We start from the raw sequence: 25,857 nt of genomic DNA on the forward strand, positions 1-25,857 counted from the left end.
CCCCATTTTATCCACCCCCCCCCCCCACCTATTAACAACTCTTGGTTGGGGGGCGCCTGGTTTTTTTTTTTACGCCCCGGGGGGGGGGGGGGCCCCCCCCCCCCGCCCCGCCCGGGAGGGCTTCGCCCCCCGGACCCCCCAGCGTTGTGGTTGCCTTTCGTGGGGTGGTCACCGTCGTGCGTGGTCACCTTTGTGGGGTGGTTGCCGTCGTGCGTGGTTGCCTTTGTGGGGTGGGCGAGAGGTTCGGCTGAATGTCAGGACAGGCGTTTGGTGAAGCCTGCTGACACTAGTTGCTGGTAGGCGGACCGGACGTTGTCGGGCATGTCCTGTGGGATCGCGAAGCCCTTGTCTGCGTAGAGAGTGATGCGTTGGGTGTCGCCTACCAGCATGTTGATCACGTGGTCTGCGTCGCCGATGCTCGCTAGGTACTCGTCGAGGGGTAGTTCGTCGGAGGTGCAGGTGACTTCGACTTCCGGCCACAGCTTCTTGCAGGTCGCGTAGGCGCGTCGTTGTTGGTACGGCCGCGAGATCAGGACGACCGAAGCGACCTTGGAGTCGCGTTCGGCGAGTAGTTGCCGGGTGAACGTGATGTTCTCGCCCGTGTTCTTCGCGTGCGGCTCGATGAGGATCGAATTCGCCGGGACACCGAGTGAAACGGCGTGCTCGCGGTAGTGGACGGCTTCACCTCGGGGGAAGCGCTCGGCCGTGGTCGGAGCGTTCGCTCCGGTGAAGACCACCAAAGGAAAAACACCACGCCGAAAGAGGTCCGCAGTGCAGGTCGCGACGCCCAGGTCGTGGCTCCCCAGGCCGATACCCACGTCCGACTGACGGATCACGTGGTGCATGTCGTGGTAGTCCCAGAGCGTTTCCACCTCGGCGCGAAGCGACGCCGGCAGGGTGGAAGCCGGCTCGGGCATGGGGAGTCTCCGGCGGTCGGTCGGGGCGGTTGCCTTCGTGTGCTGGTTACCTGGGGACTGCGATGACCTGGTGGGCGTCTTCGTAGACGATTTTGCCTGGGGTGTCGGATTCCAGGCGTTCGTAAGGGACGTTGTGGGTGCTCAGGATTTCCAGGTAGCCGTCTACTCGGGCCAGTAGATGGGTGGCGGTGGGTTTGAACCAGGCCACGGCGCCGGGGTTGTGATTCCAGTCATAGGTGCTGGGGTCCACGTCGGTGGGGTTGGTGTAGGCGGCGTCGTACCAGTCGTTGTTCTCGCGGCGGAAGGCTTCTTGTTGTGCGGTCAGCTTTCCGGCTTTGGCCAGGCCGTTGACCAGCTTGAAGATGCCGGGGAAGACGCCGCGGTCGTCGGCGGTCGTGCCCTGGTAGCGGATGAACATTGTGTCCCTTCACCGAAAGCGGGCTTGATCTCCAGTTGACTCCAGGTATGAGAGTAGAAGCATGAGCACACTTGCCGAGCAGTCAACGGAAGCAGCGGTCGACTGGCACATCGACACGGTCGACGTCGACGCCTACCTCGCGCGGCTGGGAATCGAGCGGCCCGCGAAGCCGACCGCGCGGGCCCTGCGGGACCTCGCGACGGCGCACGTCCTCGCCATCCCGTTCGAGAACGTCGACGTCCTGTTGGAGCAGCACCGCGGGATCTCGCTCGACGTCGTCCAGGAGAAACTCGTCGGCAAGAAGCGTGGCGGCTACTGCTACGAGCACGCCCACCTCTTCGCCGCAGCCGCCGAACGCCTCGGCTTCCGGGTGCGCCGGATCGTGGCGCGCGTGCAGCCGCGGCGACCGGGGCCGTACACGCACATGTCGCTGCTCGTCGAGGCCGAGGGCGTGTGGCACCTCGTCGACGTCGGGTTCGGCGCGGGGATGCTGCAGCCGATGCCGCTGGTCGACGGCGCTGTCGTCGACCAGGCGGGCTGGCCGCACCGGCTCACACATCGCGAGGGCTGGTGGACGCTGCAGAAGCAACAGGGCGACGAGTGGGAGGACCTGCACGCGTTCACGCCGAACCCGAGCAGCCCGATCGACTACGAGGTGTACCACCACTACACGTCCACGCACCCGCGCTCGCCGTTCACCGGGCAGCTCGTGGTGATGCGGCTGGAGCCGGGCCTGAGCAGGCAGCTGGTCGGCCACGAACTCACCGTCCGGCGTCCCGACGGCACGGAGGAGAAAACCGAGGTGGCTCCCGGCGAACTCGGGGAAGCCCTGCGTCAGCTCGACGTCGCGCTGACGCCGGAGGAGCTGGCAGCACTGCTCGAACGGTACTGACCGCTGGCACAGTGGAGTCATGACGATTCTGGTCACCGGAGCCACCGCGAACATCGGACGCAAGGTCGTCGATCACTTACTGGGGATGGGGGCACCACAGATCCGTGCGCTGACGAACAATCCGCGCAAGGCTGCTTTGCCCGAAGGCGTCGAGGTGGCGGAGGGCTACCTGCGACGGGTCGAGACGCTGCCCGCGGCGTTCGAGGGCGTCGACAGCGTGTACCTGGCGCCGACACCGGACACGGTCGTCGAAGTGCTGAAGCTGGCGCGTGACGCAGGTGTCCGGCACGTCGTCGACCTCTCCGGTGAGCCGGAAAGCTGGTGGGGCGACGTGACCAGGGCGGTCGAAGCCAGCGGGCTCGACTGGACACACCTGTGGCCCGCCGACTTCATGGAGAACTCGACGATGTGGGCCGAGCAGATCCGGCGGACCGGCGCGGTCCGGGAGCCCTACCCGGACACCGCGAGCGCACCGATCGCGATGGACGACATCGCCAGGGTCGCGGCGACGGCGTTGCTGGGGGACGGGCACGTCGGCAAGGCCTACCCGATGGGCGGGCCGGAAACACTGACCCGCGCCGAACTCGTCCGGCAGCTCGGTGTCGCGCTGGGGCGGGAGATCCCGTTTCTCCGCGTCTCGCCGGAGGAAACGGTCGAGGCGCTCACGCCGTCGATGGGGGACACCGCCGCTTGGTACGTCGACACCGTGCTTCGCGGGTTCACCGAGAACCCGCGGCTCCCGACCGGCTCGGTCGAGGAGATCACCGGCCGTCCCGGCACGACGTTCGCCGAGTGGGCCGCCGCGCACACTGCCGATTTCGCTTGAGCGCCAACGGGTTCACCGCGCGGCGCCGAACAGTTCGGTGGCCGCGCTGGGCCTGCCGAGGTGGTAACCCTGCGCCTGATCGCAGCCCAGTTCGCGCAGGAGGTCCAGCTGGTCGGCGGTCTCGACGCCCTCGGCCACCACGGTCAGGCCGACGGCGTGTGCCATCGCGATGATGCTGGCCACGATCGCCGCCGCGTCGCGGGATTCGGCGATGCCGGTGATGAACGAGCGGTCGATCTTGAGCGTGTCCAGGGTCAGCCGCCGCAGCTGGGCCAGTGACGAGTAGCCGGTGCCGAAGTCGTCGATCGCGAGCAGCACACCCAGTTCACGCAGCGAGGTCAGCACTTCGGCGGCCGCGGTGTGGTCCCGCATCAGCGCGCTTTCGGTGACCTCCAGGCACAACGCACTGGGCGGCAGTCCGGTCGCGCGCAGGGTGTCCTGCACCGCGGCCACCAGGTGCGGGTCGTCGAGCTGGCGTACCGAAAGGTTCACCTTGAGATGGAGGTCCAGACCTTGCGCCGAGCGCCGCCCGGCCAGTTCGCGGGTGGTGGCCTTCAGGACGTGCTTGCCGATGACGTTGATCAGCTCGCTCTCTTCGGCGAGCGGGATGAACTCGCCGGGCGGGATCGCGCCGTGGGTGGGATGCGTCCAGCGCAGCAGCGCCTCGACCGCGACCATCTCGCCGGATCGCAGATCGACCACCGGCTGGTACGCCGGCCACAGCTGGCCGTTCTGTACCGCGTCCCGCAGGTCCTGTTCCATTCGCAGCCGCCGCTGCAACCGCTCGCGGAGCGCGACGTCGAAGAACTCGTACCGGCCGCGGCCGAGCGTCTTGGCCTGGTACATCGCCACGTCGGCGTCGCGCAGCAGGTCCTCGGCGCTGCGCCGGTCGTCACCGGCCGCGAGCACGACGCCGATGCTGGCGTCGAGGTGCAGCTGCCTGCCGTGCACGCCGATCGGCTCACTCAGCACCGCGCGCACGTGCTCGGCCAGCGCGCGGACCTCGTCGTGGCCGGTCACCTCACCGGTGACCAGCACGAACTCGTCGCCGCCGAGCCGCCCGACGACGGTGTCGCCGCCGGTGCACCGCCGCAGCCGTTCGCCGACGATGCGCAGGACCTGGTCACCGACCGAGTGCCCGAGCGAATCGTTGATGACCTTGAACTTGTCCAGGTCCAGGAACAGCACCGACGTCGGCCGGTCGTGGGCGCGGCGGTCGAGCCGGTCGAGCACCAGCGTCCGGTTCGCCAGCCGGGTCAGCGGATCGTGCGTGGCGTCGTGCGCGAGCCGGGCGCTGATCGCGCGCCGCTCGGTGATGTCGGTGAACGACGTGACCACCGACATCCGCGCCGGGTCCTCGGGGCTGAGCAGCCGCGAGGTCAGCGACACCCAGACGTCCTTGCCGTCCGGCCTGCGCAGCCGCACCACCTTGCCGTTCTGGGTGACCCCGGTTCGCAGCGTGCGTACCGACGGCGTGTCCTCGGCGGAGATGCGGGCCCCGTCCTCGTCGAACAGTTCGAGGGTGTGGGACGGCAGGCCGACGAGGTCGGCCGCGGCGATGCCGAGGATGCGGCAGCCCGCCGGGTTCACCGACTCGACCAGCCCGTCCGGCCCGGTCACCAGCACGCCTTCGTCGAGCGCGGCGACCACCGTGCGGTAGTGCTGTTCCGCCCGCCGCCGCTCGGTTTCGTCCGCGCAGACCAGCACGTAGCTCCCGGCCAGCTCGGCCGCGGACACCCGCACAGCGAGGGTCGCGCCGTCACGGCGCCGGTGCGTCGCCTCGGCCAGCCCGCCGGACCGGCACAGCTCCGCCAGGTCCGTCGGTGCCCCGACGACCTCGGTCACGGGTCTGCCGAGCGCTTCGTCCGCTGTCCAGCCGTATACCGCCTCGGCCGCCGGGTTCCAGCTGGTCACGACGCCGTGCGGCGTGGTGGTGATGATCGCGTCGCTGACACGGCTCACCAGTGCGGCCCGGCAGCGCAGTGCCTCGGCGGCGGCCTTGCGTGCGGTGATGTCGCGGATGACGACCTGGAAGGCGGGCTTTCCCGCGCTGTGGGTACGCACCGAAACGAGCTCGGCCGAGACCGTGCTGCCGTCGAGACGTTTCAGCACCGCCTCCACCGGATCGGTCGTCGCCGCGGGCCCGGACGCCGGCGCGTCGCGGGGTTCCTCGGCGACGAAGTCGGTGAACGGCCGCCCTACGAGCTGTTTGGTGTCGTCCGCGCCGAGCAGGTCGAGCGCGGCGCGGTTGGCGTAGGTGACGACGCCGTCCTCGTGGACGCAGATCGCGTCGGGGCTCAGCTCCACCATGACGCGATAGCGCTCGGCGAGATCGGCCAGGTCCGCACCCGCCGTGCGGTCGTCGGCGACCGCGCACGCGACGCCGAGCAGACCCGCGGTCCGGTCGTCGTGGCCGACCGTGCGCACGCGCAGCCGGACCCGGCACGGCCGATCGCCCGCGGTCTCGATCGACTGCTCCAGTTCGAAGTCCCGGCCCGGCGGCGCGTTCCCGATGCTGGCGGCGAGCGGGTCGAGCAGCCTGGTCAGCCGTCCACAGAGGTCGTCCGCAGTCGCGCCTGCCATCCCCAGCACCGCGTCGAGCCCCGGCATCCAGGTCAGGGTGGACGCGGCGAGGTCGAGGGAGAAGATCACCCCGGAGCCGGCGGCGGCGACCAGATCGGCGATCAGGTCGTGCCCGGCTCCGCTCCTCGCGGTGGGGACCGCCGGCTCACCCATGGCGGTCACCCCGCGTGAGTCTGCCTCCATAGTGTGTCCGGTCTCCCCTGGTCGGCATACCAACGAGACGGAAAGCAAGCAGGCCCGGGAAACCTGTCGACATGCCTGAACCGCTTACTTTCGGTCGGTTTGGTATCTACTAGCGCTGTGGCCCGTCGATTACACCACCGACCGATCCCGGTGTATATCCATGGGATTCCGCTTCCGGACTTTGGTCGCCACCGGTGTGTTTGCCCGGTTTTCGTCAGCGAGCGGCCACCAACTGGTCCGATGTGGGCAGGAGCGGTTCGGGAGCGCCTTCGCCGGGCGGTGCCGGAGGCGGTGGTGGTGGCGCGCTGAGCCCACGGCCCCAGAACAGCAGCCCGAAGTGCGCGGCGATGGCGTGGCCGAGCAGCGTGACGACCGAGTCCAGGCTCGCCGGGGCGTCGGTGACGTAGACGGCGACCAGGAACAGCTCCATCGCCACCAGCGCCGCGATCCGCAACCGCCCGCGGCACAGGAACACCAGCGCGCCCGCCGTGGTGAAGAATCCGTAGCTGACCCCGATGTCGAGCCAGCGCCCGGCCGACGACGGCAGTGCCCCGCTCTGGATGAGCGCCAGCACCGGCAGCTCGGTGGCCAGCGTGGCCAGGACATGGCCGCTGAAGAACACGATCGCGGTGCGTCCCGCCCCGAACCGGCGTTCCAGCGGGGCGACGGCGACGGCGAAGATGGCCGCGTAGGCGAGCCACCCGCCGTCGGAAAGCCACAGCGCGCTGGCGAACAGCGAAACCAGCGGACGGCGCCAGAGGTTGTGCGCGTCGGTGCTGGAAAGGGCGAGAAGTTTCCCGATCACCTTCGGCTCGCCGAACCTGACCAGCAGCGTGGTGCCGAGCAGGACCACCAGGTAGCCGAAGGTGAACGGCGTCGAGCGGGGTGTCGGGACGAGCCGGACGAGGGTACGTAAGCCGACGCGGGCGGAGACCGGCCGTCCGGCGCGCATCAGCATGGATCCAGCGTCGCGGGTCATCCTGGGAGGATTCCTACGGCCAGCTGTGAATCAGCTGTGATCGAACCGGGCCGATGATCACGATCCGAAGTGATAATTTTCGGCAATACTCACCCATTCGGGTGCTTTTTCCGGTAGGAAGACCACCACATTCATGGTGGAGGGGCCCCGGGGTGAAGCACGAGGTTTCGGTAACCGAGCTGCTCGAACGCGAGGGCTGGGGCGAACGCGTTCCCCCACCGCCCCGATCGCGCTGGCGCGTCGTCGCGGTCATGCTCGCCGTCGTCATCGGCTGCGGCACGGCGGCGGTCCTCGTCGCGTTCAACGGCCCGAGGCACGACAACGCCAAGAAAGACGACCAGATCGGCGTCATCGACATGCCGCATCGGACGTCGGGAGCGGGCGGTGCGGACGAGAGCAACACACCCGAAACCACCGAGGGCGGTACCGGTGGCGGGACGGTCGACACGACGTCGGCGAGTTCGCGGACCAGCACGTCCGGGACGACCAGCAGCGGTACCACGACCTGGACCGGAGCGACCACGCCCTGGCCGACGACCGCGGGGACGACACCCCGGGACGACCCGCCGCCGAGGACCACCGGTTCGACGACTCCGCCGCCCACGCCACCTCACACCACGACGCCCACGACACGCACATCGGAGCCCTGCCCCATCCTGTGGCCGTTCTGCTGAACGTGTGGCCATGATGGGATCTTGACGCGGGGAAACCGCCGCGTGCCTATCGGGAGGACACGGACGGTGACAGTGGAAACGCGGCCAGGCTCGCGCGCGCGTGCTTGGCTGCTGGAGGGCTCGCCCAAGCGGGCTCAGCAGCTCAAGGGCGATAAACGCGAGACGGCCAAGAGCCACGAACATCCGTGGTGGAAGGTCATGTGCCTGACCGGTGTGGACTATTTCTCCACGCTCGGTTACCAACCGGGAATCGCCGCGCTGGCCGCGGGAGTGCTGTCGCCGCTCGCCACGATCGTGCTGGTGCTGCTGACGCTCGGCGGCGCGCTGCCGATCTATCGCCGGGTCGCGAAGGAGAGCCCGCACGGCCAGGGCTCGATCGCGATGCTGGAGAAGCTGCTGTCGTGGTGGAGCGGCAAGCTGCTCGTGCTGGTGCTGCTCGGCTTCGTCGCCACGGACTTCGTCATCACCATCACGCTCTCGGCCGCGGACGCCACCGCGCACGTCACGGAGAACCCGTTCGTCCCGTCCTTCTTCCACGGCAAGGAAGTCCTGATCACCACGTTGCTCATCGCGTTGCTGGGCGGGGTGTTCCTCAAGGGGTTCGCCGAGGCGATCGGCGTCGCGGTGACGCTCGTCGGCGTCTACCTGACGCTCAACGTCGTCGTGGTCGCCGTCTCGCTGTGGCACGTCTTCGCCGCCCCGGACCTGATCGTGAGCTGGCAGGACCTGCTGGTCTCGAAGCATCCGAACCCGTGGCTCATGATCGGCGTCGCGCTGATCGTGTTCCCGAAGCTGGCGCTCGGCCTGTCCGGTTTCGAGACCGGTGTATCGGTGATGCCGCTGGTCAAGGGCTTGCCGGACGACACACACGCCGAGCCCGCGGGGCGCATTCGCAATGCTCGCCGCCTGCTGGTCACCGCCGCGCTGATCATGAGCGCGTTCCTGATCACCAGCAGCTTCGCGACCACCGTGCTGATCCCGCAGCACCAGTTCGAGGCCGGTGGCCAGGCGAACGGCCGCGCGCTGGCCTTCCTCGCGCACAGCTACCTCGGCGACGTCTTCGGCACGTTCTACGACATCAGCACGATCGCGATCCTGTGGTTCGCCGGCGCCTCGGCGATGGCCGGGCTGCTCAACATCGTGCCGCGCTATCTGCCGCGCTACGGCATGGCGCCGGACTGGGCCCGCGCGAGCAGGCCGCTGGTGATCGTCGTCAGCGTCATCGCGTTCGTCATCACCTGGATCTTCGACGCGAGCGTGGAGGCGCAGGGCGGTGCGTACGCGACCGGTGTGCTGGTCCTGATCTCGTCGGCCGCTGTCGCGGTGACACTGTCCGCGCGGCGCGCGGGTCAGAAGAAGGCGTTCATCGCGTACCTGGCGATCACGGTCATCTTCGCCTACACGACCGTCGTCAACATCATCGAACGTCCCGACGGCGTGAAGATCGCGGGCTTCTTCATCGTCGCGATCGTGCTGACGTCGTTGATCTCGCGTGCGACCCGGTCACTGGAACTGCGGGTCGAGGAGGTCGCCTTCGACGCCGCCGCCCAGCGGATCCTCGACAAGGCGGTGCGCAGCGGCGAAATCCGGATCATCGCCAACGAACCGGACGCGCGAGACGAAACCGAGTACCGCGAGAAGGAGCAGGAAGCCCGCGAGGACAACAACATCCCGAACGACTCGGCGCTGATCTTCCTCGAAGTGACCATCAGCGACGCCTCGGACTTCGAGACGACGCTGCGGGTGCGTGGCGAGAAACGGTACGGCTACCGCATCCTGCGGGTGAAGAGCCCGTCCATCGCGAACGCCATCGCGGCCATCCTGCTGCACATCCGCGACGAGACCGGGAAACGGCCACACGTCTACTTCGCCTGGACCGAGGGCAACCCGTTCAAGTTCATCGGGCGGTACCTGTTCTTCGGCGACGGCGACGTCCCGCCGGTCACCCGCGAGGTGCTGCGCCGGGCGGAACCGGACCAGCACCGCCGCCCGCTGGTCCACGTCGGTTAGGGCGCCTTGAGCAGGTCGGGGTCGGTGCGCTTGCCGAGGTGGTTGAACAGCAGGTTCAGGCCGAACACGACGATCGCGGTCACCGTGATCGGGCTGCCGCAGATCGTCTGCAGCCACGCCGGGAAGTGCCTGAAGAAGATCGAGTTCCCGAGGTGGTCGAGCGCGAACGCGGGCAGCAGCCCGACGCCGAGCGCCACGGCGACGACGAACGTGTTGTGGTTGCCGGAGAATTCGACCTTGCGCAGGTTCTGCACACCGACCGCCGCCACCATCGCGAACATCACGACCGCGACCGCACCGATCACCGGCTCGGGGATCGCCGCGACGAACGCGCCGACCTTCGGGATCAGCCCCATCACCACCAGCAGCCCACCGGTGACCGCCGCGACCCAGCGGCTGCGCACCCCGGTCATCTGCACCAGCCCGACGTTCTGCGCGAAGACGGTGTCGGGGAAGGAGTTCATGAACCCGCCGAGCACCGCGGACAGGCCGTCGGTGGCCAGGCCGCGGGCGAGGTCGGCGTCGCTGGGACGTCGTCCGGTGATCTCGCCGACGGCCACCATGTCGGCGGTCGACTCGGTGAGCGTCACCAGCATCACCACGCACATCGACAGCACCGCGGCGACCGGGAACGTCGGCGCGCCGAAGTGGAACGGCGTCGCGAGGCCGAACCAGCTCGCCTGCGCGATGCCGTCGAAGTGCGTCAGGCCCATCGGAATCGCCACGACGAACCCGAGCGCGAGCGCCATCAGCGGGCCGATCTGGTTCGCGAACCCGCGCAGCACGCGGGTGAACAGCACGACGACGGCGATCACGCCGAGCGCGAGCAGGATGTTCGACGGTTTCGCGTAGTCGGGCGACTCCGTGTCGTGGCCCGCGATCATCCCGGCGCCGGGGCCGACCAGCGAAACCCCGATCACCAGCAGCAGCGTCCCGGACACCAGCGGCGGGAAGAAGCGGATCATCCTGGCGAACGGCCGCGCGATGAGGATCCCGAACACCCCGGACGCGAGCATCGCGCCGTACACCGCGGTGAGCCCGTACTGCGCGGCGATCATGATCATCGGGTTGACCACGCTGAACGTCGCGCCTGCCACCACCGGCAGCCGGATGCCGAGGACGCGGCCGATCCCGATCGCCTGCACCAGCGTTGCGATCCCCGCCACCAGCAGATCGGCGTTGACCAGCAGCGCGATCGTCGCGGTGTCGAGCTTCAGCGCGCCGCCGACGATCAGCGGCACGGCGACCGAACCGGCGTACATGATCGACATGTGCTGCAGCCCGAGCAGCGTCAGCCGCCCAGCAGGGAGCCCTTGATCGACCGGATGGGTCGCGGATTTCGTCATGGTCGTCCCTTCAGACACGCGCGAGCCCACAGCAAACGCGGCGGGGATGACGCTAGCAATGCCCTGAGGTGTCATCGGTGTTATAGCGGGCAGCCGAATGTCCCGCTTGGACGGTCCGCCGGGGCACGCGCCGATACGCTTGAATATCCGCATGCGGCACAACGCGCGACAGCCCCCTTCGGTGGTGGAGCGCGTGCTCGACGTGCTGGGCGCGTTCACCGCCGAGCGGCCGGAACTCACGTTGTCGGAGCTGAGTCGCCGAGCTGGTCTGCCGCTGTCCACCACTCACCGGATCGCCGGGGAACTCGTCCGGCGGGGCGCACTCGCCCGTGACGAGGACGGGCGGTTCCGCGTCGGGCTGTGGCTGTGGGAGGTCGCTTCGCTCGCCCCGCACGACGCCGAACTGCGCGAAAGCGCCATGCCGTTCCTCGAGGACCTGTACGAAGCGACGCACCAGAACGTGCAGCTCGCGGTGCTCGACGTTCCGGAGGTCGTGTACGTCGAGCGCATCTCCGGCCGTGGCGCGGTCGGTGTCCGGTCCCGTCCCGGCGGGCGGCTTCCGGTGCACGCCACCGGCGTGGGCCTGGTGCTGCTCGCGTTCGCGCCCGCGGACGTCCAGGAGGAAGTGCTCGCGGCGCCGCTCAAGCGGTACACCGCGAACACGATCGCCTCCGCGGACCGGCTGCGTCGCGCGCTCGCCGACGTCCGGCGTGACGGCTACGCGATCAGCGACCGGCAGATCGACCTGGACGCGGTGTCCGTCGCCGCGCCCGTGTACGGGCAGGACGACGCGGTGGTGGCGTCGATCTCGGTGGTCGTCCCCGCCGAGGGCACCGATCCGCACACGCTCGTGCCCGCGGTGGTGGCCGCCGCGCGCGGGATCTCGCGAGTTCTCGGTGCGCCGAGGGCGCTGCGGATGTCGGGGGACGCTCGCCGCGAGACGTACTGAAGGCTTCCGCTCAGTGGAAGTCCCGCTGCGTCGAGCCCGTGCGCTGTCGCAAGCTGAGGGCGTTCCCGCGTGCCTCGACGGCTCCAGCCCGATGTGCTCAGATGGGTTCTGGTGCGGCTGAGCAGACGGGAGAAATGATGGGTTCGGAGCAGTCCACGGTCGTCGTGGCCGGGGCGGGGCAGAGCGGTTTCCAGGCCGCGGCTTCCTTGCGGGACAAGGGTTTTCCCGGTCGCGTGGTGCTCGTCGGCGACGAGTCCGGCGTGCCGTACCAGCGGCCGCCGCTGTCGAAGGCGTATCTGACGGGTGTCGCCGGGCCGGAGCAGTTGCGGCTGCGGCCAGAGGACTTCTTCGCGGAGAAGGACATCGAGCTGGTGTGCGGGCGTGTCACCGAAGTGGACCGCGCCGGCTCCCGCGTCGTTCTCGACGACGGAAGCTCGCTCGGCTACGACCATCTGGTGCTGGCCACCGGCGCGCGGAACCGCAGGCTGCCCGTGCCGGGCGCGGACCTCGCGGGCGTGCTGACGTTGCGTACGCGCGACGACGCCGACCGGCTGCGTGACGAACTCGAGCGGGCGGAGAACGTCGTCGTGATCGGCGGCGGGTTCATCGGTCTCGAATTCGCCGCGCACGCGGGGCGGCCGGTGACGATCGTCGAGGCGCAGGATCGCTTGCTCGCCAGGGTCGCGTCGCCCGAGATCTCCGCGTATTTCGCCGAACTGCACGAGAAATCCGGGCACACCGTGCTCCTGGGCGTCGGTGTCGCGGCGCTGCACGGCACGGACCGCGTCGAGTCGGTCGAGCTGACCGACGGCAGGCGGTTGCCTGCCGACCTCGCGGTGGTCGCCGTCGGCGTGCTGCCGGAGACGTCGCTCGCCGAAGCGGCCGGGCTCGAGGTGGCCAACGGGATCGTCGTTGACGCGCGGCTGCGCACCGGTGACGAGAAGATCTTCGCCATCGGCGACTGCGCGAACTTTCCTTGCGTGCAGGCGGGAACGGCGGCGACGCGGCTCGAATCCGTGCAGAACGCCGTCGACCAGGGGCGCTGCGTCGCGACGGTGATCGCGGGGGAGGAACTGCCCTACGACAGCCTGCCGTGGTTCTGGACGGACCAGTCGGGCGCGAAGCTCCAGATCGCGGGAATTCTCGCCGACGCCGACAAGACCGTGCTCACCGGCGACCGGGCGGCGGGGAAGTTCTCCATACTGTCCTTTCGCGACGGTGTGCTGATCGCTGTCGAATCGGTGAACCAGCCGCCGGTGCACATCGCCGCGCGTCGCTTGTTCACCGCTTTGCCTCGTCCGTCTTATGTGGATCTCGAAGCGAGCGGGTTCGATCTCAAGGCTCATGTGAAGTCGCTGTCCGCGGCTTGAGAAGTACCAGGAGGTAACGTCTTTGCGCACCCAGGTCGCCGTCATCGGTGCCGGCCCCGCCGGACTGCTGTTGTCCTATCTGCTCCATCTGGAGGGGATCGATGCCGTCGTGCTGGAGGCTCGCGATCGCGAGTACGTCCGGCAGCGTGTGCGTGCCGGGGTGTGCGAACAGCCGACCGTCGAGCTGCTCCGCGAAATCGGGCTCGGCGCTCGGCTGGACGTCGAAGGCTTGCCCCACGAGGGTTTCTCGCTACGCTTCGACCGCGCCGACCATCGGGTGGCGCTCACCGAGCTGACCGGGAAGGCGATCACCGTCTACGGGCAGCAGGAGATCGTCAAGGATCTCATCGACGCGCACGAGGAACGCGGGCTTCCCGTCGAATTCGAAGTGTCCGATGTGGAATTGTCCGGTGTGGACACCGAAAGTCCGGTGGTCCGTTACCGCGATGTGAACGGCGTCGCGCGCACGCTTGAATGTGACGTCGTCGCGGGCTGCGACGGGTTCCACGGCATCAGTCGTCCGTCCATTCCGGACGGTGTCATGACGACGTTCACCCGGGAATACCCCTTTGCCTGGTTGGGTGTTCTCGCGCGGACGCCGCCCTCGGACGAGGAACTGATCTACGCCCACCACGAGCGGGGTTTCGCGCTGCACAGCATGCGGTCGCCCGAGATCACCCGGCTGTACCTCCAGGTCGATCCGGCCGAGGACCTGGCCGAGTGGTCCGACGACCGGATCTGGTCCGAGCTGACGACCCGGCTCGACGTCGACAGCGACTTCGTGCTGCGGGAAGGTCCGATCCTGGACAAGGGCATCACCCCGATGCGGAGTTTCGTCGCCGAGCCGATGAGGCACGGGCGGCTGTTCCTCGCGGGCGACGCCGCGCACATCGTCCCGCCGACCGGGGCCAAGGGGATGAACCTCGCGGTCGCCGACGTGCGAGTGCTTTCCCGTGTGCTCAAGGCGTTGCTGAAGGGCGACCCGGAACTCGCCGAGTCCTATTCGGACACTTGCCTGCGGCGGGTGTGGCGCGCGGAGCACTTCTCCTGGTTCATGACGACCATGCTGCACACCGACCCGCATGCCGACGGCTTCGCACGGCGGCTGCAGCTCTCGCAGCTGCGGTACACCGCGTCCTCGCGTGCCGCGGCGACCAGTCTCGCCGAGAACTACGTCGGCCTGCCTTTCGCATGATCGTCAACCTGTAGTTGACGACCCCGGATCGTCAACCTACAGTTGACGGCATGACGTTACCCACTCCGATCAAACTCGACGACCTGATCAGCGCGATCAAGAGCAACAACGACAAGGACGTCCTCGCCCAGCTGTCCGACGCGGTCTACGTGGGCGAGCACCTCGGCGAAGTGGCCGACCACCTGATCGGCCACTTCGTCGACCAGGCCCGGCGGTCCGGTGCCTCGTGGACCGACATCGGCAAGAGCATGGGGGTCACGAAGCAGGCCGCGCAAAAGCGCTTCGTGCCGAAGGACGACACCGGCGGCGGCAAGATCCAGAACGTCTTCGGCCGCTACACCGACCGCGCGCGGCACGTGATCGTGGCCGCCGAAAAGGCCGCCAGCGACGCGTCGAACGGCAGCATCGAGACCGTGCACCTGGTGCTCGGCCTGCTCTCGGAACCCGCGGCGCTGGCGGCGAGCGCGATCCTGGCGCAGGGTGTCGAGCTCGAAGCCGTCCGCGAGGCGGCCGAAGCACGGCTGCCCGAACCGGTCGACCCGGTGCCGTTCAAGGTGCCCTTCGGCGCCGGGTCCAAGAAAGCACTCGAACTGACGCTGCGCGAGGGGCTGCGGCTCGGGCACAACTACATCGGTACCGAGCACATCCTGCTGGCCCTGCTCGAACAGGGCGAAGGCGTGGGCTTCGAGGTCCTCGACAGCCTCGGCGTCAAGAAGGACAAGGTCGAGGCGAAGATCCTCGAAGTCATCGCCGAAATCCTCGCCACCCGCGCGGAATGAGCCCGGCCCGCCATGCGCTGGGGCAGAGCCCGGGTCTGGTGGTGGGTGGTGCTGGTCGCGGCGGCCCTGGTGACGCTGCTCGCCTGAACACCGAGGGACGCCCTGGGTGCGTTCGATGCACCAAGGGCGTCCCTCGCTGCGCTGGATGCACCGAGGGCGTCCCTCGGATCTATCCACAACCGCCACTGTTGTCCACAGATCGGGAGCTGCCGGTGGCGCCGCCCCGGCTTCGAGACTCACGATTGCGTGATGAAACGCGGGTTGTGGGGAGTCGACCCCGAGCTTCTCGTCGACAACAGCAAACACGGCGTCATCAGAGCGGAAAGGTTGGTGGAACTGGGCGTTCCGCGATACACCGCATATCGGCGTTGCCGGCCCGATGGTCCATGGCAGCGCCTCCTTCCCGGAGTGCTCTCGCTGTACAAGACAACACCGAGCCGGGAACAAATGCTTGCCGCGGCGGAGCTCTACGCGGGGTCGGCAGCAGTGGTGACCGGCTCCGAGGCCTGTCGTGCTCACAGACTGCGCTCGATCCCCGGCAGCGGGCCCGTGCATGTGCTCACGCCACATGGCTGCAAGGTTCAGAGCAGCGGGTTCGTGCTCATCGAACGCACTCGTCGTATGCCACGGCCGATCAAGCGCGCGGGCATGCCTGTCGCGCCCGCCGCCCGTGCGGTTCTCGATACCGTACGGCGGATGTCCGACCTGCGTTCGGCTCGCGCATTGCTTTCGGAGTGCGTTCAACGGGGTTTTGCTTCGGTCTCGGCGCTTTCCTGTGAGCTCGAGGCGGGAAGCAGCCGGGGAAGCGCGATCCCACGGAGGATTATCGCGGAGTTGATGGCGGGCACGGAGTCGGTTGCGGAGATCGACGCCGAGCAGTTGTGGCAGCGGAGCGAACTGCCGGCTCCACTGTGGAATCACCGGCTGCTGGACAGGAATGGTGTGATCATCGCCAAGCCGGATGCCTGGTTCGATGAGGTGGGCTTGGCGTGGGAGATCGATTCATTCGCGTATCACCTAGATCCGGAGGGATACGCCAGGACTTTGGCTCGGAACGGTCGCTATGCCGCCGCGGGAGTCCTCGTGCTCCAGACTCTGCCGGCGCGGCTGCGCACGGATACCGATGCTGTGATCGCCGAACTCCGAGCGGCTTATCGTGCTGCCGCCGCTCGCCCACGTCCGAACGTCAGGGTGCTCGCCTGAACACCGAGGGACGCCCTAGGTGCGTTCGATGCACCAAGGGCGTCCCTCGCTGCGTTGAGTGCACCGAGGGCGTCCCTCGGATCAACTCACGAGCGCGCGGCTCACGCGGGGGATTCGGGGCGGCCCTCGGCGGCCCAAGCGGTGTGGAACGAGCCGTCCCGGTCCACCCGGCGGTAGGTGTGCGCGCCGAAGAAGTCCCGTTGTCCCTGGACCAGCGCGGCCGGGAGCCGGTCCGCGCGCAGGCCGTCGTAGTAGGCCAGCGCGGTCGAGAAGCCCGGGGTCGGGATGCCCAGCGACACCGCGGTCGAGATCACCGAACGCCAAGAGTCCTGAGCATCTTCGACGGCCTTCCGGAAACCACCGGAGGTCAGGAGCGTAGGCAACGTGGGTTCGGCGGCGTAGGCGGAGGTGATGTCGTTCAGGAACTTCGCCCGGATGATGCAGCCGCCACGCCAGATCGCCGCGACGCGGCCGAGGTCGATGTCCCAGCCGTATTCGGTCGCCCCGGCCTGGATCTGGTTGAAGCCCTGCGCGTACGCAACGACCTTCGACGCGTACAGCGCCTGCTCGACATCGTCCGCGAAACGGTCCAAAGCGGACCCCGACAGCGGAGCACGCGAAGGGCCGCCGAGTCCGCGAGCGGCCGCGCGCAAACCAGTCGAGCCCGACAGCGAGCGCGCGAACACCGCTTCGGCGATCCCCGAGATCGGGACGCCCAGGTCGAGTCCGATTTGGACGGTCCAGCGGCCGGTGCCCTTCTGCTCCGCGGCGTCCGCGACGACGTCGACGAACGGCTTGCCGGATGCGGCGTCGACGTGCGCCAGCACTTCGGCGGTGATCTCGATCAGGTAGGAGTCCAGCCGTCCGGTGTTCCAGGTCCGGAACACCGAGGCGATCTCGGCGGGGGAATAGCCGCCCGCGCCGCGCAGCAGGTCGAACGACTCGGCGATGAGCTGCATGTCGGCGTACTCGATGCCGTTGTGCACCATCTTCACGAAGTGCCCGGCGCCGTCGGCCCCGACGTGCGTGCAGCACGGCTCGCCGTCGACCTTCGCCGAGATGTCCTCGAACAGCGGTCCGAGCGATTCGTACGACTCCACCGACCCGCCGGGCATGATGCTCGGCCCGTGCAGCGCGCCTTCCTCGCCACCCGAGACGCCGGTGCCGACGAAGTGCAGGCCCCGCTCGCGCAGCGACGCCTCGCGGCGACGGGTGTCGGCGAAGTGTGCGTTGCCCGCGTCGACGATGACGTCGCCCGGTTCCAGCAGCGGCGCGAACTCCTCGATCACCGCGTCGGTCGGGGCGCCGGCCTTGACCATGATCACGACCTGGCGCGGTCGCTCCAGCGCGTCGACGAACTCCTGCGCGGAGTACGCCGGGATGAAGTCGCCCTCGTCGCCGAACTGGTCCACCAGCGCACGGGTCCGCTCCTCGGACCGGTTGTGCAGGGCGACCGTGTGCCCGTGCCGGGCGAGGTTCCGCGCCAGGTTCCGGCCCATGACCGCCAGCCCGGTGACCCCGATGCTCGCTTTCTTGCTCATTCGCACAGCCCTTTCGAGAACACTCGTCTCTCTCGATTCAGACACTAGTCCCGCTTGCCGTACTCAGGAGAAGCAGCGGATGGGCGCCCCGCCGTTGAAGGCGATCATGTCGGTGAGCGCGGCGGCCAGGTCGATCGGCGCGCCCCACGACTGTCCGTCCAGCTCGGCGTATGCGCGATGCAGGTTCCCGACCAGCCGTTCCTGCTCGGACATCGCGGCGAACTCGCCGAGGTCGGTGTCCTTCACCACCTCCAGCGGCGCGAGCCCGGCCGACTTGCCCCGCTCGGCGGTCTCCTGGACGAACCGGAGATACCGCGCGACGACCTCGACCTCCGCCAGTCCGCACACCGGGCCGTGCCCCGGGAGGATCACCCGCGGCTCCAGCTCGCGCAGGATGTCCAGCGCGGCCAGCCAGCCCGCGACCGAGCCCATCACCGCGAACGGGCTGCCGCCGTTGAACACCAGGTCCCCGCAGTAGAGGACCCGCTGCGCGGGCAGCCACACGAGCACGTCGTTGGTGGTGTGCGCCGCGTGCCCTGGGTGGATGAGCTGCATCTCGACGTCCCCGGCGTACACGGTCAGCCGATCGTCGAAGACCACGTCGGGCACGCGCAGCTCCAGATGCCCCCAGTCGCTGCCGGTGAAGATGCCCTCGTACGACTGGATGCCCGTGGCGAGCAGCTCCGCACGCGTCTTGCGGTGCCCGATGATCGTCGCCCCGGCCGCGAGGTAGTTACCGTTCGTGTGATCGCCGTGGTGATGGGTGTTGACCAGCGTGGCCGCCGGCCTGGACGTCGTGGCCTCGACGGCGGCGAGCAGCGCGCGGGTCCGCCGCTCGGTCGCGCAGGTGTCGATCAGCACGGTGTGGTCGCCACCGTCGACGAACCCGCAGTTGTTGATGTACCAGGACCCGTCCGGCTGGACGTAGCCGTAGACACCCTCGGCGAGCTGCTGGACGGACGCGGCGGAGGGGGAACGATCGCTCACGCGCCCACTATGCCGCAACGACCGTCCCGGCGGTTGTCCGATAGATCCCGATATGCGCTGGTCCAGGCGAGTGACACCGAGGGTGACTGGCGTTCCGGATCGTTTCCTGAGACGCTGCGCGGTGTCATCATCGAACTCCGCAAGGTGAAGCAGTAACCTGGGTGGTTCGAAGTTCGCGCAAGGGTGACGGCGATCGCCGCCACCCTGGTTCTACGTCCGGGAGAGCAAGGCGATGGCCAGCACCGTCACCTCGCGCCGGAAGCAGCTCGGCAACGAGCTCCGGCATGCCCGCAACGCGGCGCGGATGACGCAACAGCAGGTCGCCGAGGTTCTCGGCTGCACCCAGGGCAAGGTCAACAAGATCGAGTCCGGTGCGGTCGGGGTGAAGCTCGGAGATGTGCGGTCGATGCTGAACGCGTTCGGGATCAACGGCGAAGAGGCCGACACGCTGATGAACCTGGCCCGTGCCGCGGCCGGGCAGCGCGGGCACTGGTCCGGCTACCGCTCGGTGGTGCCGCACTGGTTCCGCACGTTCACCGATCTGGAGCCCGCGGCCGCGGAGATCCTGACCTGGCACGGCGAGCGGATTCCGGGGCCGTTGCAGTCCGAGCACTACATGCTCAAGCAGTTCACCGAGTTCGGTGCCACGGACGTGACGTCACTGGTGCGCAACCGGCTCGACCGCAAGGCGGTGTTCGAGCAGCAGCAGCCACCGTACTACCGGTTCATCATCAGCGAGGGCGCGCTGCGCCGAGCACCGGGCGGCCACGCGCCGGCGGTGATGCTGGACCAGGTCGAGTACCTGCTCGGCATGGAGCGGCACGCGCGGGTGTACATCCACGTCCTGCCCTTCGGCGCCAAGCTGGCGTCGGTGCCGAACGACTTCACGATCATGCGGTTCCCGGACCGCACGCGTGACTTCGTCTACATCGAGCATTCCGCCGGCGGTCTGTACCTGGACGACGTCAAGGACTTCAACATCTTCGTCGACGCCTGGGACAGGCTGCGCGGCGCCGCGCTGGAACGGCAGGAGACACGCCAGTTCCTCAAGGAGCTCGCCGAGGTCTACCGCAGGCAGATGCAGGCCTGACCGTCGGCAGAAGGTGAAAGCGCTTCTATACCAAGCAGGCCGGAAGTAAGCCGACCAGCGAAACAGGCGGACCTGTGCGACCGCTTACTTCCGGTCGGATTGGTATCTACCGGCACTGTAAGGTGACGTCCTTCGCTGTCTTCGCCTGCCGAAGGGAATCCCGGGCATGACGCAGATCCCCGAGCCGGACGCCCCCGAGGGTGTCGACCTCGAACGTCCCAACGCCGCCCGCATCTACGACTGGTTCCTCGGCGGCACCGCGAACTGGGCCATCGACCGCGAGTTCGCCGAGCGGGCCGTGCAGACGTTCCCGATGATCAAGACGGTGGCGCGGACGAACCGTGAGTTCCTCGGGCGGGGTGTGCGCTACCTGGCGCGCAACGGCATCGAGCAGTTCCTGGACCTGGGATCCGGCGTGCCGACGGTCGGCAACGTGCACCAGGTCGCGGCCTCGGTGAACCCGAACGCGCGCTGCGTGTACGTCGACATCGAGCCGGTCGCGGTCGCGCATTCGCAGATCCTGCTCGAACGCGAGGGCGTCGCCGGACGGCACGCGGTGCTGCAGGGCGACCTGCGGAACCCGTCCGACATCTGGCGTCGCGCGCTGGACACCGGCGCGCTGGACCCGCAGCGGCCGATCGGGCTGATCATGGTCGGCGTCCTCTACTTCCTCGGTCCCGACGAGCCGGCGCGGCAGATCGTGCAGCAATACCTTTCGATGCTGCCGTCCGGCTCCTACTTCCTGTCCTCCCACCTGACCGGCGACGGTGTGCCGACCGGGGACAGCGACAGCCGCGACCGGATCCGCGAGCAGTACAAGGAGTCCAGCACGCCGTTCCATCTGCGCAGCCGCGCGGAGTTCTCCGGGTTCTTCGAAGGTCTGGACCTCGTCGAGCCGGGTATCGCCTGGTTGCCGGAATGGCATTTGGACGAGGCCGAATCGAAGGCCACCAAGCGGCTCGCCCCCGACCCCGCCTTCTCCGGCTCGATCGGCGGTCTCGGCCGCAAGCCCTGAGCCGCGCGCCCTGAGCGCACAATCCGAGCCAGGACAGCAAGGAGCCCCGGGTCCGCAGGTACCCGGGGCTCCCTTGTGTGGTGGGGCGGTCAGACGTGGGAGCCGAGATGGCGTGGCAGCAGCTGGCTCAGGTCGATCTGTGTCTCGAGCGGACGTGTGGTGCGGATCGGATCGTGGCGCGGTGCGCGCGGCTCCGGGAGGTCCAGCTCGGTGCTCAGGGTCGGCTGCTTGCGCAGCGGTGCCTGGATCAGGCTGAAACCGAAACGATTGCGGAGTTCGTGGGCGATCGCTCGACGTCCGGTGTGCGTGTGTTCCTGCTCACGGCGGAACAGCGAAGTGAGCCGGACAGCCATTGGGATCACACCCCCAGTTCTGGTCGTGGGTACCGGTTCGGCCCGGTTCCCTGCAAGCCGAGGCAGCCTTCGCAGGGCATCCCCATGCCCGGCCGGACCCACTCGACATCGGCACGGGGAAGCGTTTCCCCGCAGCGTCCGGTGATCAACGCGCCGGTGTCCGCAACAGCGTCAGCAGGGAAAACATGCACTACGCGGCGGGATTCGCCCACGGTCCCCCGTGCGAGCCTGCCCACAACCAGCGCGCCCGGTGGCGCGCTGTCCTGGATGATCACGCTGATCCTCCCCCATGAGGTCGGCGGTGGTTGGGTCGCGGTCCGCGAGCTTGTCGCTCATTGCCATCGAGCTACGAGTTGCTGGCAACTTACGAACAACCGTTGCCCCGGCCGCTGCGATTAATCCTACAACTGGAATAATCTTCATGTCGAGGTCAAGACGAGTTGATCACCCGCTTGGCCGCGCGGACTAGTCCATAGAGCTGAAGAAAGACCCGGGGACGTGCGGCTTTGATCGAAGTGACGACCGCGCCCCCACCGAAGCCCGGAGGTACGACCCATGGCGGATTATCCGTCGGTAGCGGATTACGATCCGAACACGGCCGTGTCCCTGTTTGACGAGTCCGCTTGGGAGAAGTCGTTCGTCAGCGAACCCAACGGCGGGAACTGCGTCGAGGTCAACCTGGGTAGAGAAGGCCTGGTCGGGGTGCGGGACACCAAGCTCGAGGGCAGCCCCGTCTTCGTGTTCGACGCGGGGGAGTGGGAGGCCTTCGTCGTCGCGGTGAAGGCCGGGCAGTTCGACCTGCCCGCCGCCTAGTTTCACCCCGCCGCGTCCTGGTCTACACCAATCGGGTGATGTTGCTCACTTCTGCCCGAATTCGCTCGGTGAATTGCCCTGGAAACCCGTGAAGGCCGTCTCGGAAGTTCGAGACGGCCTTCACGAACACTCACGGTTACGCGATGGCGGGCAATCCACCCCCGCGGAGCCGGGCGCGGGTACGGCGCCAGGCGATGACGACCAGCGCCGCGAGTACGAGCAGCGGAATGGTGCTGATCGCCCAGCTGACGCCCATCGGCGGGCCGGGCTGTTCGAGGACGTGCACGGCGGGCAGTTCGCCGGTGCCCGTCCCGGCGGGCCCGGTGATCGTGAACTTGAACTTCCAGTCGCCCTGCGCCTGCAGCGAGCGGATGTCCAGGCCCCACACGTCGAGCTTGCGCGGATGCCGGGCCATCGGCTGCGGCCGGTTGTACCTGCCGTATTCCGGGTTGAACAGCGACAGCGTCCCGGACTTGTCGGCGATGCCGCCGTCCGGGATGAAGGTGAAGTCCAGCGACTGCATCGCGCGCAGCGGCCACGTGCTGAACCCGACCGTCATCCCGTACGGCCCGGCTTGCACGCGCTCGGTGTGCACGATGTTCACCGGCTCGTAGGCGTTGGCGGGTGCCGCAGACAGGAACAGCAGACCGGCCACGGCGCACAACGCCAGCAATGTCCTACGCATGCGCGTCCTCCCCCTTCCGCGCGGGCGCCAGCAACCGCAGCATCCCGCCGAACCGCCACCCGGCGAACCCGCCGAGCAGCCCCAGCACGCCACCCGCGACGCCGGTCGCCAGCACGACCACGGTCTCCGGGTGGTACTTCGAGTAGATCCAGGCGGTCTGGACCACCAGCGTCGCCCCGATCAGCAGCCCGCCGACGCCGCCCGCGATGACCGAAACCCGGCCGGCGTGCCAGCCGCGTTTCGTGCCGAGCAGGAACAGCACCTCGAGCACGGCCGCGATCGGCAGCAGGAGCATCGGCATGAGCGACGGCATCTCCGGTACGCCGCTCACGTAGTCCCGCACCGGAAGGCCGACCATGTCCGCGTACGCGCGGGCCGCCCACGGCGAGAACCACCAGAACACCCCCTGCAGCACCACGAGCCCGGCCGCGGTGGCGACCGCGGCGCCGGGACGGCGCAGGAAACCCGCCGCGGTCGTGACGAACAGGACCGACAGCAACGCGGTGGCGGCGCGGGTGACCTCGACCGGGTCGAGGTCGACCTGCTGCAGCCCGAGCACGGTCACCGCGCTGAAGGCCAGCAGCACCGACAGCGAACCGAGCGTCCCGACGACACCCCAGCGGTGTTCGTGGGCCGAGGCGAACACCATCGTGGTGCCGATGATCGAGATCGTGATCGACAGCAGCAGCCCGATGTGCGGCGGCGAGTCGATGACCGCGTCGAAGCCGTACAGCCCGTGCCACCACTGGTCCCACAGCCCGTACAGCAGGAACGACGCCGCACCCGCACCGGAGACGAGGTAGCCGAGCGGCGCGGCGAACGTCCGGCCGAACACGTTGATCGCGCGGCCGCCGATCCGCGGGTCGACCGGTCGCCCTGCCCGTCGCGCCGCGGTCGTCATCAGGACGACGGCGAGGCTCGCCAGCCCGACGATCGCGCTGCCCGCGTACAGGAACAGGTGCGGCAGCGTGAAGAACGTGTCGGGCCCTACGTCGCTGTGCCACTGGATGTCCCAGGTGAGCCCGACCAGCGAGACCACCGAACCCCCGAGCACCGTGCTCGCCGGCGCGAGCCCGGTGCGTGCCCGTTTTGCCGTCGTGACCACGCGGGCCCCCGACGCGGTGAGATCCATCCCCCGACCTCCTTCTTTGTTTATTTGACGAGCAAGGGAAAGACGACATTCGCGGACCCGGCGGGCCCGCGCAGCGACACGGTGAGCTCCCATTGGCCGGCCATCGGCAGGCCGACGTTGGCGCGGTAACGGCCCGGCCCGTCGGAGCCGGCGGCCACCGGGGTGAGCGCGTGCCCCATCTGCGGCATCACCGGCTCGACGGTCACGGTGTCCGCGGCCGGTCCGGTGACTTCGAGCGCGAAGTCGTTCCCGCCGATCCGCGGCTGCTCGCCGGTGATCCGCACTGTGTACGGACCCGATGTCGTCTCCGCGGACACCGGCGTGGACGAACTCCCGCTCCAGAACAGCCACGCGAGCACGCCCGCGACGATCAGCGCGACGACCACGATCAGCACGACCGGCCGTCGGCGGGCAGGCGCCGCCGGGGTGGCGGTCGCGTCGGTGCCGGTCACCGTCGGCCTCCTTCCGTACCCGGCGCCGCGGCCGGGACGTCGATCGTGACGGGCACGGTGAGCACCGAGAACCCGCGTTCGGCCTGCAGCCACAGCCGGTACCGGCCGGGCGCGGCGAAGGTGTAGGTGAACGGGACGTCCGGGCCGTAGGCGGCGACGGTCTCGTCCGGTTTCCCGGTCATCCCGGCCACGAACGGCGGCATCGCGTGCACATGGGCCCAGGTCGGCGCGGTCGCGGCGGCCGCGCCGATCCGGTCGGGGCCCGGCAGCGGGCCGACGACGATGAGGTGGCCGAGCATGCCCAGCCACGGCTGGAGGTCGGCGGTGCCGAACCTCGCGGTGATCGTGACCGGTACGCCCGGCGCGACCGCGGTCGTGGTGATCTCGACCGGCGTCCCGTCGACGACGCGCTTGCCCGGGCCGTCCGGAACCTTTGCGGGGTCGGAACTTTCGCCGGCATCGACGTCCACAGTGGACCGGACGAGCTGGACGCCGCCGCCCCGCCGGGCGAGTTCCGCGGAAACGGCGTAGGTGCCCGGTTCCGGTGGCACGAAGCGGACCCGGTAGTCGCCGGGCGCGACGCGGACCGGGTGCAGATGCCACAGTCGCCCGGACGGTGAGATCACGACGAGGTGGACGAGCGCGTCGTCGTGCACGAGCAGGTCGTCGGCCGGGCGGCCGGTCGATCCGTCGGTGAACGCGAGCCGCAGTTCTGCAGGGTGTCCCGATTTCGCGTCGTCGGCGTGCACGGCGAAGTTCACCGGCGGCCTTGAGTAATCCACTATGGACAGTTGGGCGTTGGCGTACGGATCGGTGACGTTGTCGAGCGTCGGGTCGAGCTGTGTGCCGGGCGAGGGTGGGGGTGGCGTGCCCGACGAGAGCAGTGCTCCGGTCACCGCGACGGCCAGCGCGGCGACCATTCCGCCCGCCGGGACGAGCGCGTAGCCGGTGCGTCGTGACCGGATCGCCACGACCAGTGCGAGCACGAGGAACACCCCGGCGGCGACGAAGCCGCCGTATGCCGCCTTTTCCCACGGCGGGACGACCCTGGCCGCGACGATGAACGGGATCGTCGCGGCCGGGCCGGTGCCGTCGCCGATCGCGAGTTCCCACGGCCCGGGCTGTTCGACGCGCAGCTGGCCGCCGTACACACCGGGCGTCGCACCGAGCTGGATGTCGGTTTCCGAGCGCACCGCACCGGCCGCCGACGCCCGCAGGCGCAGCGATCCCGGGGCGCTGCCCGCGTGCGTGACGACGTCGACGTGCAGCGGTCCCGGCGTGATGTCGACACGGCGGATGATGACGGTCAGGTCGCGGGTGCCCAGCGTCTGCGCCACCTGGACGTCGTTCCCGACGGGTGCGCCGTCGGCGTACGCGACGCCGCCGCCGAGCGCGAACCCCAGTGCGCACAGCAAGAACAGCAGCGCCGTGCGCCGCCGGTGTGGTTTCGTCCCCATTGTCGGCT

24 protein-coding genes are annotated in these 25,857 nt (G+C 68.8%); 12 read left to right on the plus strand and 12 right to left on the minus strand.

Annotation, left to right across the window (positions count from 1 at the left end):
* Positions 1-254: 254 nt before the first annotated feature.
* Together ACFWY9_RS31600 and ACFWY9_RS31605 are read right to left on the minus strand one after the other, a co-directional pair.
* Positions 255-917: a YdcF family protein gene (locus ACFWY9_RS31600; protein WP_378329710.1), complete on the minus strand. Its 663-nt coding sequence runs from the start codon at positions 915-917 to the stop codon at positions 255-257.
* 46 nt (positions 918-963) lie between these two features.
* Complete coding sequence (locus ACFWY9_RS31605; RefSeq protein WP_378329711.1) at positions 964-1,335, minus strand: hypothetical protein; 372 nt, start codon at positions 1,333-1,335, stop codon at positions 964-966.
* Between the two features lie 61 nt (positions 1,336-1,396).
* Between ACFWY9_RS31605 and ACFWY9_RS31610 the strand changes: the two genes are divergently transcribed.
* Complete coding sequence (locus ACFWY9_RS31610; protein ID WP_378340590.1) at positions 1,397-2,227, plus strand: arylamine N-acetyltransferase; 831 nt, start codon at positions 1,397-1,399, stop codon at positions 2,225-2,227.
* A 19-nt stretch (positions 2,228-2,246) separates the two neighbouring features.
* Positions 2,247-3,053: an NAD(P)H-binding protein gene (locus ACFWY9_RS31615; RefSeq protein WP_378329713.1), complete on the plus strand. Its 807-nt coding sequence runs from the start codon at positions 2,247-2,249 to the stop codon at positions 3,051-3,053.
* 12 nt (positions 3,054-3,065) lie between these two features.
* Here the strand turns inward: ACFWY9_RS31615 and ACFWY9_RS31620 are convergent, their stop codons facing one another.
* Positions 3,066-5,819: an EAL domain-containing protein gene (locus ACFWY9_RS31620; protein ID WP_378329714.1), complete on the minus strand. Its 2,754-nt coding sequence runs from the start codon at positions 5,817-5,819 to the stop codon at positions 3,066-3,068.
* Positions 5,820-6,033: 214 nt separating this feature from the next.
* Entirely contained in the window at positions 6,034-6,798 is a 765-nt protein-coding gene (locus ACFWY9_RS31625) for a rhomboid-like protein (RefSeq protein ID WP_378329715.1), read from the minus strand.
* A 152-nt stretch (positions 6,799-6,950) separates the two neighbouring features.
* Between ACFWY9_RS31625 and ACFWY9_RS31630 the strand changes: the two genes are divergently transcribed.
* Complete coding sequence (locus ACFWY9_RS31630; protein ID WP_378329716.1) at positions 6,951-7,472, plus strand: hypothetical protein; 522 nt, start codon at positions 6,951-6,953, stop codon at positions 7,470-7,472.
* A 66-nt stretch (positions 7,473-7,538) separates the two neighbouring features.
* The gene (locus ACFWY9_RS31635) at positions 7,539-9,482 is read left to right on the plus strand and encodes an amino acid transporter (protein WP_378329717.1); all 1,944 of its coding nucleotides are present in this window, start codon (positions 7,539-7,541) and stop codon (positions 9,480-9,482) included.
* On the opposite strand, the gene ACFWY9_RS31640 is transcribed toward ACFWY9_RS31635, so the two are convergent.
* A complete protein-coding gene (locus ACFWY9_RS31640; protein WP_378329718.1) occupies positions 9,479-10,828 on the minus strand; it encodes a nucleobase:cation symporter-2 family protein in 1,350 nt (449 codons plus the stop codon). The two genes, ACFWY9_RS31635 and ACFWY9_RS31640, sit on opposite strands and share 4 nt — an antisense overlap.
* 151 nt (positions 10,829-10,979) lie before the next feature.
* Between ACFWY9_RS31640 and ACFWY9_RS31645 the strand changes: the two genes are divergently transcribed.
* The 5 genes from ACFWY9_RS31645 to ACFWY9_RS31665 all read left to right on the plus strand — a co-directional run bounded on the left by ACFWY9_RS31645 (position 10,980) and on the right by ACFWY9_RS31665 (position 16,324).
* A complete protein-coding gene (locus ACFWY9_RS31645) occupies positions 10,980-11,777 on the plus strand; it encodes an IclR family transcriptional regulator (RefSeq protein ID WP_378329719.1) in 798 nt (265 codons plus the stop codon).
* Positions 11,778-11,914: 137 nt separating this feature from the next.
* A complete protein-coding gene (locus ACFWY9_RS31650; RefSeq protein WP_378329720.1) occupies positions 11,915-13,147 on the plus strand; it encodes an NAD(P)/FAD-dependent oxidoreductase in 1,233 nt (410 codons plus the stop codon).
* Positions 13,148-13,169: 22 nt separating this feature from the next.
* The gene (locus ACFWY9_RS31655) at positions 13,170-14,342 is read left to right on the plus strand and encodes a 4-hydroxybenzoate 3-monooxygenase (protein WP_378329721.1); all 1,173 of its coding nucleotides are present in this window, start codon (positions 13,170-13,172) and stop codon (positions 14,340-14,342) included.
* A gap of 50 nt (positions 14,343-14,392) precedes the next feature.
* The gene (locus ACFWY9_RS31660) at positions 14,393-15,121 is read left to right on the plus strand and encodes a Clp protease N-terminal domain-containing protein (RefSeq protein ID WP_378329722.1); all 729 of its coding nucleotides are present in this window, start codon (positions 14,393-14,395) and stop codon (positions 15,119-15,121) included.
* 249 nt (positions 15,122-15,370) lie between these two features.
* Positions 15,371-16,324: a hypothetical protein gene (locus tag ACFWY9_RS31665; RefSeq protein WP_378329723.1), complete on the plus strand. Its 954-nt coding sequence runs from the start codon at positions 15,371-15,373 to the stop codon at positions 16,322-16,324.
* Positions 16,325-16,425: 101 nt separating this feature from the next.
* On the opposite strand, the gene gndA is transcribed toward ACFWY9_RS31665, so the two are convergent.
* Together gndA and ACFWY9_RS31675 are read right to left on the minus strand one after the other, a co-directional pair.
* Positions 16,426-17,865: an NADP-dependent phosphogluconate dehydrogenase gene (gndA, locus tag ACFWY9_RS31670; RefSeq protein ID WP_378329724.1), complete on the minus strand. Its 1,440-nt coding sequence runs from the start codon at positions 17,863-17,865 to the stop codon at positions 16,426-16,428.
* A gap of 63 nt (positions 17,866-17,928) precedes the next feature.
* Complete coding sequence (locus tag ACFWY9_RS31675; protein WP_378329725.1) at positions 17,929-18,852, minus strand: MBL fold metallo-hydrolase; 924 nt, start codon at positions 18,850-18,852, stop codon at positions 17,929-17,931.
* Positions 18,853-19,084: 232 nt separating this feature from the next.
* On the opposite strand from ACFWY9_RS31675, the gene ACFWY9_RS31680 reads away from it, so the two are divergent.
* Both ACFWY9_RS31680 and ACFWY9_RS31685 read left to right on the plus strand, forming a co-directional pair.
* Positions 19,085-19,942, plus strand: coding sequence for a helix-turn-helix domain-containing protein (locus ACFWY9_RS31680; protein WP_378329726.1), 858 nt, complete (start codon positions 19,085-19,087; stop codon positions 19,940-19,942).
* A 166-nt stretch (positions 19,943-20,108) separates the two neighbouring features.
* On the plus strand, positions 20,109-20,957 hold the full coding sequence (locus tag ACFWY9_RS31685; protein WP_378329727.1) for an SAM-dependent methyltransferase: 849 nt from the start codon (positions 20,109-20,111) through the stop codon (positions 20,955-20,957).
* 89 nt (positions 20,958-21,046) lie between these two features.
* Here ACFWY9_RS31685 and ACFWY9_RS31690 read toward each other — a convergent pair whose 3' ends face one another.
* The gene (locus ACFWY9_RS31690; protein WP_378329728.1) at positions 21,047-21,310 is read right to left on the minus strand and encodes a hypothetical protein; all 264 of its coding nucleotides are present in this window, start codon (positions 21,308-21,310) and stop codon (positions 21,047-21,049) included.
* Between the two features lie 555 nt (positions 21,311-21,865).
* Between ACFWY9_RS31690 and ACFWY9_RS31695 the strand changes: the two genes are divergently transcribed.
* On the plus strand, positions 21,866-22,123 hold the full coding sequence (locus tag ACFWY9_RS31695; RefSeq protein ID WP_378329729.1) for a DUF397 domain-containing protein: 258 nt from the start codon (positions 21,866-21,868) through the stop codon (positions 22,121-22,123).
* Between the two features lie 136 nt (positions 22,124-22,259).
* On the opposite strand, the gene ACFWY9_RS31700 is transcribed toward ACFWY9_RS31695, so the two are convergent.
* The 4 genes from ACFWY9_RS31700 to ACFWY9_RS31715 are packed head-to-tail and all read right to left on the minus strand — an operon-like array spanning position 22,260 to position 25,849.
* Complete coding sequence (locus ACFWY9_RS31700; RefSeq protein WP_378329730.1) at positions 22,260-22,808, minus strand: hypothetical protein; 549 nt, start codon at positions 22,806-22,808, stop codon at positions 22,260-22,262.
* Entirely contained in the window at positions 22,801-23,940 is a 1,140-nt protein-coding gene (locus tag ACFWY9_RS31705; RefSeq protein WP_378329731.1) for a hypothetical protein, read from the minus strand. The genes ACFWY9_RS31700 and ACFWY9_RS31705 overlap by 8 nt, the downstream gene beginning before the upstream one ends.
* Positions 23,941-23,960: 20 nt before the next feature.
* The gene (locus ACFWY9_RS31710) at positions 23,961-24,392 is read right to left on the minus strand and encodes a FixH family protein (protein WP_378329732.1); all 432 of its coding nucleotides are present in this window, start codon (positions 24,390-24,392) and stop codon (positions 23,961-23,963) included.
* Entirely contained in the window at positions 24,389-25,849 is a 1,461-nt protein-coding gene (locus ACFWY9_RS31715; RefSeq protein ID WP_378329733.1) for a hypothetical protein, read from the minus strand. The genes ACFWY9_RS31710 and ACFWY9_RS31715 overlap by 4 nt, the downstream gene beginning before the upstream one ends.
* Positions 25,850-25,857 lie beyond the last annotated feature (8 nt).

This window comes from Amycolatopsis sp. NPDC059027, from assembly GCF_042739735.1.
GTDB lineage: Bacteria > Actinomycetota > Actinomycetes > Mycobacteriales > Pseudonocardiaceae > Amycolatopsis.

Excerpts from the sequence above, each read along its gene's own strand:
- ACFWY9_RS31600 (WP_378329710.1), bottom strand. The coding sequence starts at position 917 with ATGCCCGAGCCGGCTTCCACCCTGCCGGCGTCGCTTCGCGCCGAGGTG.
- ACFWY9_RS31605 (WP_378329711.1), bottom strand. The coding sequence starts at position 1,335 with ATGTTCATCCGCTACCAGGGCACGACCGCCGACGACCGCGGCGTCTTC.
- ACFWY9_RS31610 (WP_378340590.1), top strand. The coding sequence starts at position 1,397 with ATGAGCACACTTGCCGAGCAGTCAACGGAAGCAGCGGTCGACTGGCAC.
- ACFWY9_RS31615 (WP_378329713.1), top strand. The coding sequence starts at position 2,247 with ATGACGATTCTGGTCACCGGAGCCACCGCGAACATCGGACGCAAGGTC.
- ACFWY9_RS31620 (WP_378329714.1), bottom strand. The coding sequence starts at position 5,819 with ATGGAGGCAGACTCACGCGGGGTGACCGCCATGGGTGAGCCGGCGGTC.
- ACFWY9_RS31625 (WP_378329715.1), bottom strand. The coding sequence starts at position 6,798 with ATGACCCGCGACGCTGGATCCATGCTGATGCGCGCCGGACGGCCGGTC.
- ACFWY9_RS31640 (WP_378329718.1), bottom strand. The coding sequence starts at position 10,828 with ATGACGAAATCCGCGACCCATCCGGTCGATCAAGGGCTCCCTGCTGGG.
- ACFWY9_RS31645 (WP_378329719.1), top strand. The coding sequence starts at position 10,980 with ATGCGGCACAACGCGCGACAGCCCCCTTCGGTGGTGGAGCGCGTGCTC.
- ACFWY9_RS31650 (WP_378329720.1), top strand. The coding sequence starts at position 11,915 with ATGGGTTCGGAGCAGTCCACGGTCGTCGTGGCCGGGGCGGGGCAGAGC.
- ACFWY9_RS31660 (WP_378329722.1), top strand. The coding sequence starts at position 14,393 with ATGACGTTACCCACTCCGATCAAACTCGACGACCTGATCAGCGCGATC.
- ACFWY9_RS31665 (WP_378329723.1), top strand. The coding sequence starts at position 15,371 with ATGAAACGCGGGTTGTGGGGAGTCGACCCCGAGCTTCTCGTCGACAAC.
- gndA (WP_378329724.1), bottom strand. The coding sequence starts at position 17,865 with ATGAGCAAGAAAGCGAGCATCGGGGTCACCGGGCTGGCGGTCATGGGC.
- ACFWY9_RS31680 (WP_378329726.1), top strand. The coding sequence starts at position 19,085 with ATGGCCAGCACCGTCACCTCGCGCCGGAAGCAGCTCGGCAACGAGCTC.
- ACFWY9_RS31685 (WP_378329727.1), top strand. The coding sequence starts at position 20,109 with ATGACGCAGATCCCCGAGCCGGACGCCCCCGAGGGTGTCGACCTCGAA.
- ACFWY9_RS31690 (WP_378329728.1), bottom strand. The coding sequence starts at position 21,310 with ATGGCTGTCCGGCTCACTTCGCTGTTCCGCCGTGAGCAGGAACACACG.
- ACFWY9_RS31695 (WP_378329729.1), top strand. The coding sequence starts at position 21,866 with ATGGCGGATTATCCGTCGGTAGCGGATTACGATCCGAACACGGCCGTG.
- ACFWY9_RS31700 (WP_378329730.1), bottom strand. The coding sequence starts at position 22,808 with ATGCGTAGGACATTGCTGGCGTTGTGCGCCGTGGCCGGTCTGCTGTTC.
- ACFWY9_RS31705 (WP_378329731.1), bottom strand. The coding sequence starts at position 23,940 with ATGGATCTCACCGCGTCGGGGGCCCGCGTGGTCACGACGGCAAAACGG.
- ACFWY9_RS31715 (WP_378329733.1), bottom strand. The coding sequence starts at position 25,849 with ATGGGGACGAAACCACACCGGCGGCGCACGGCGCTGCTGTTCTTGCTG.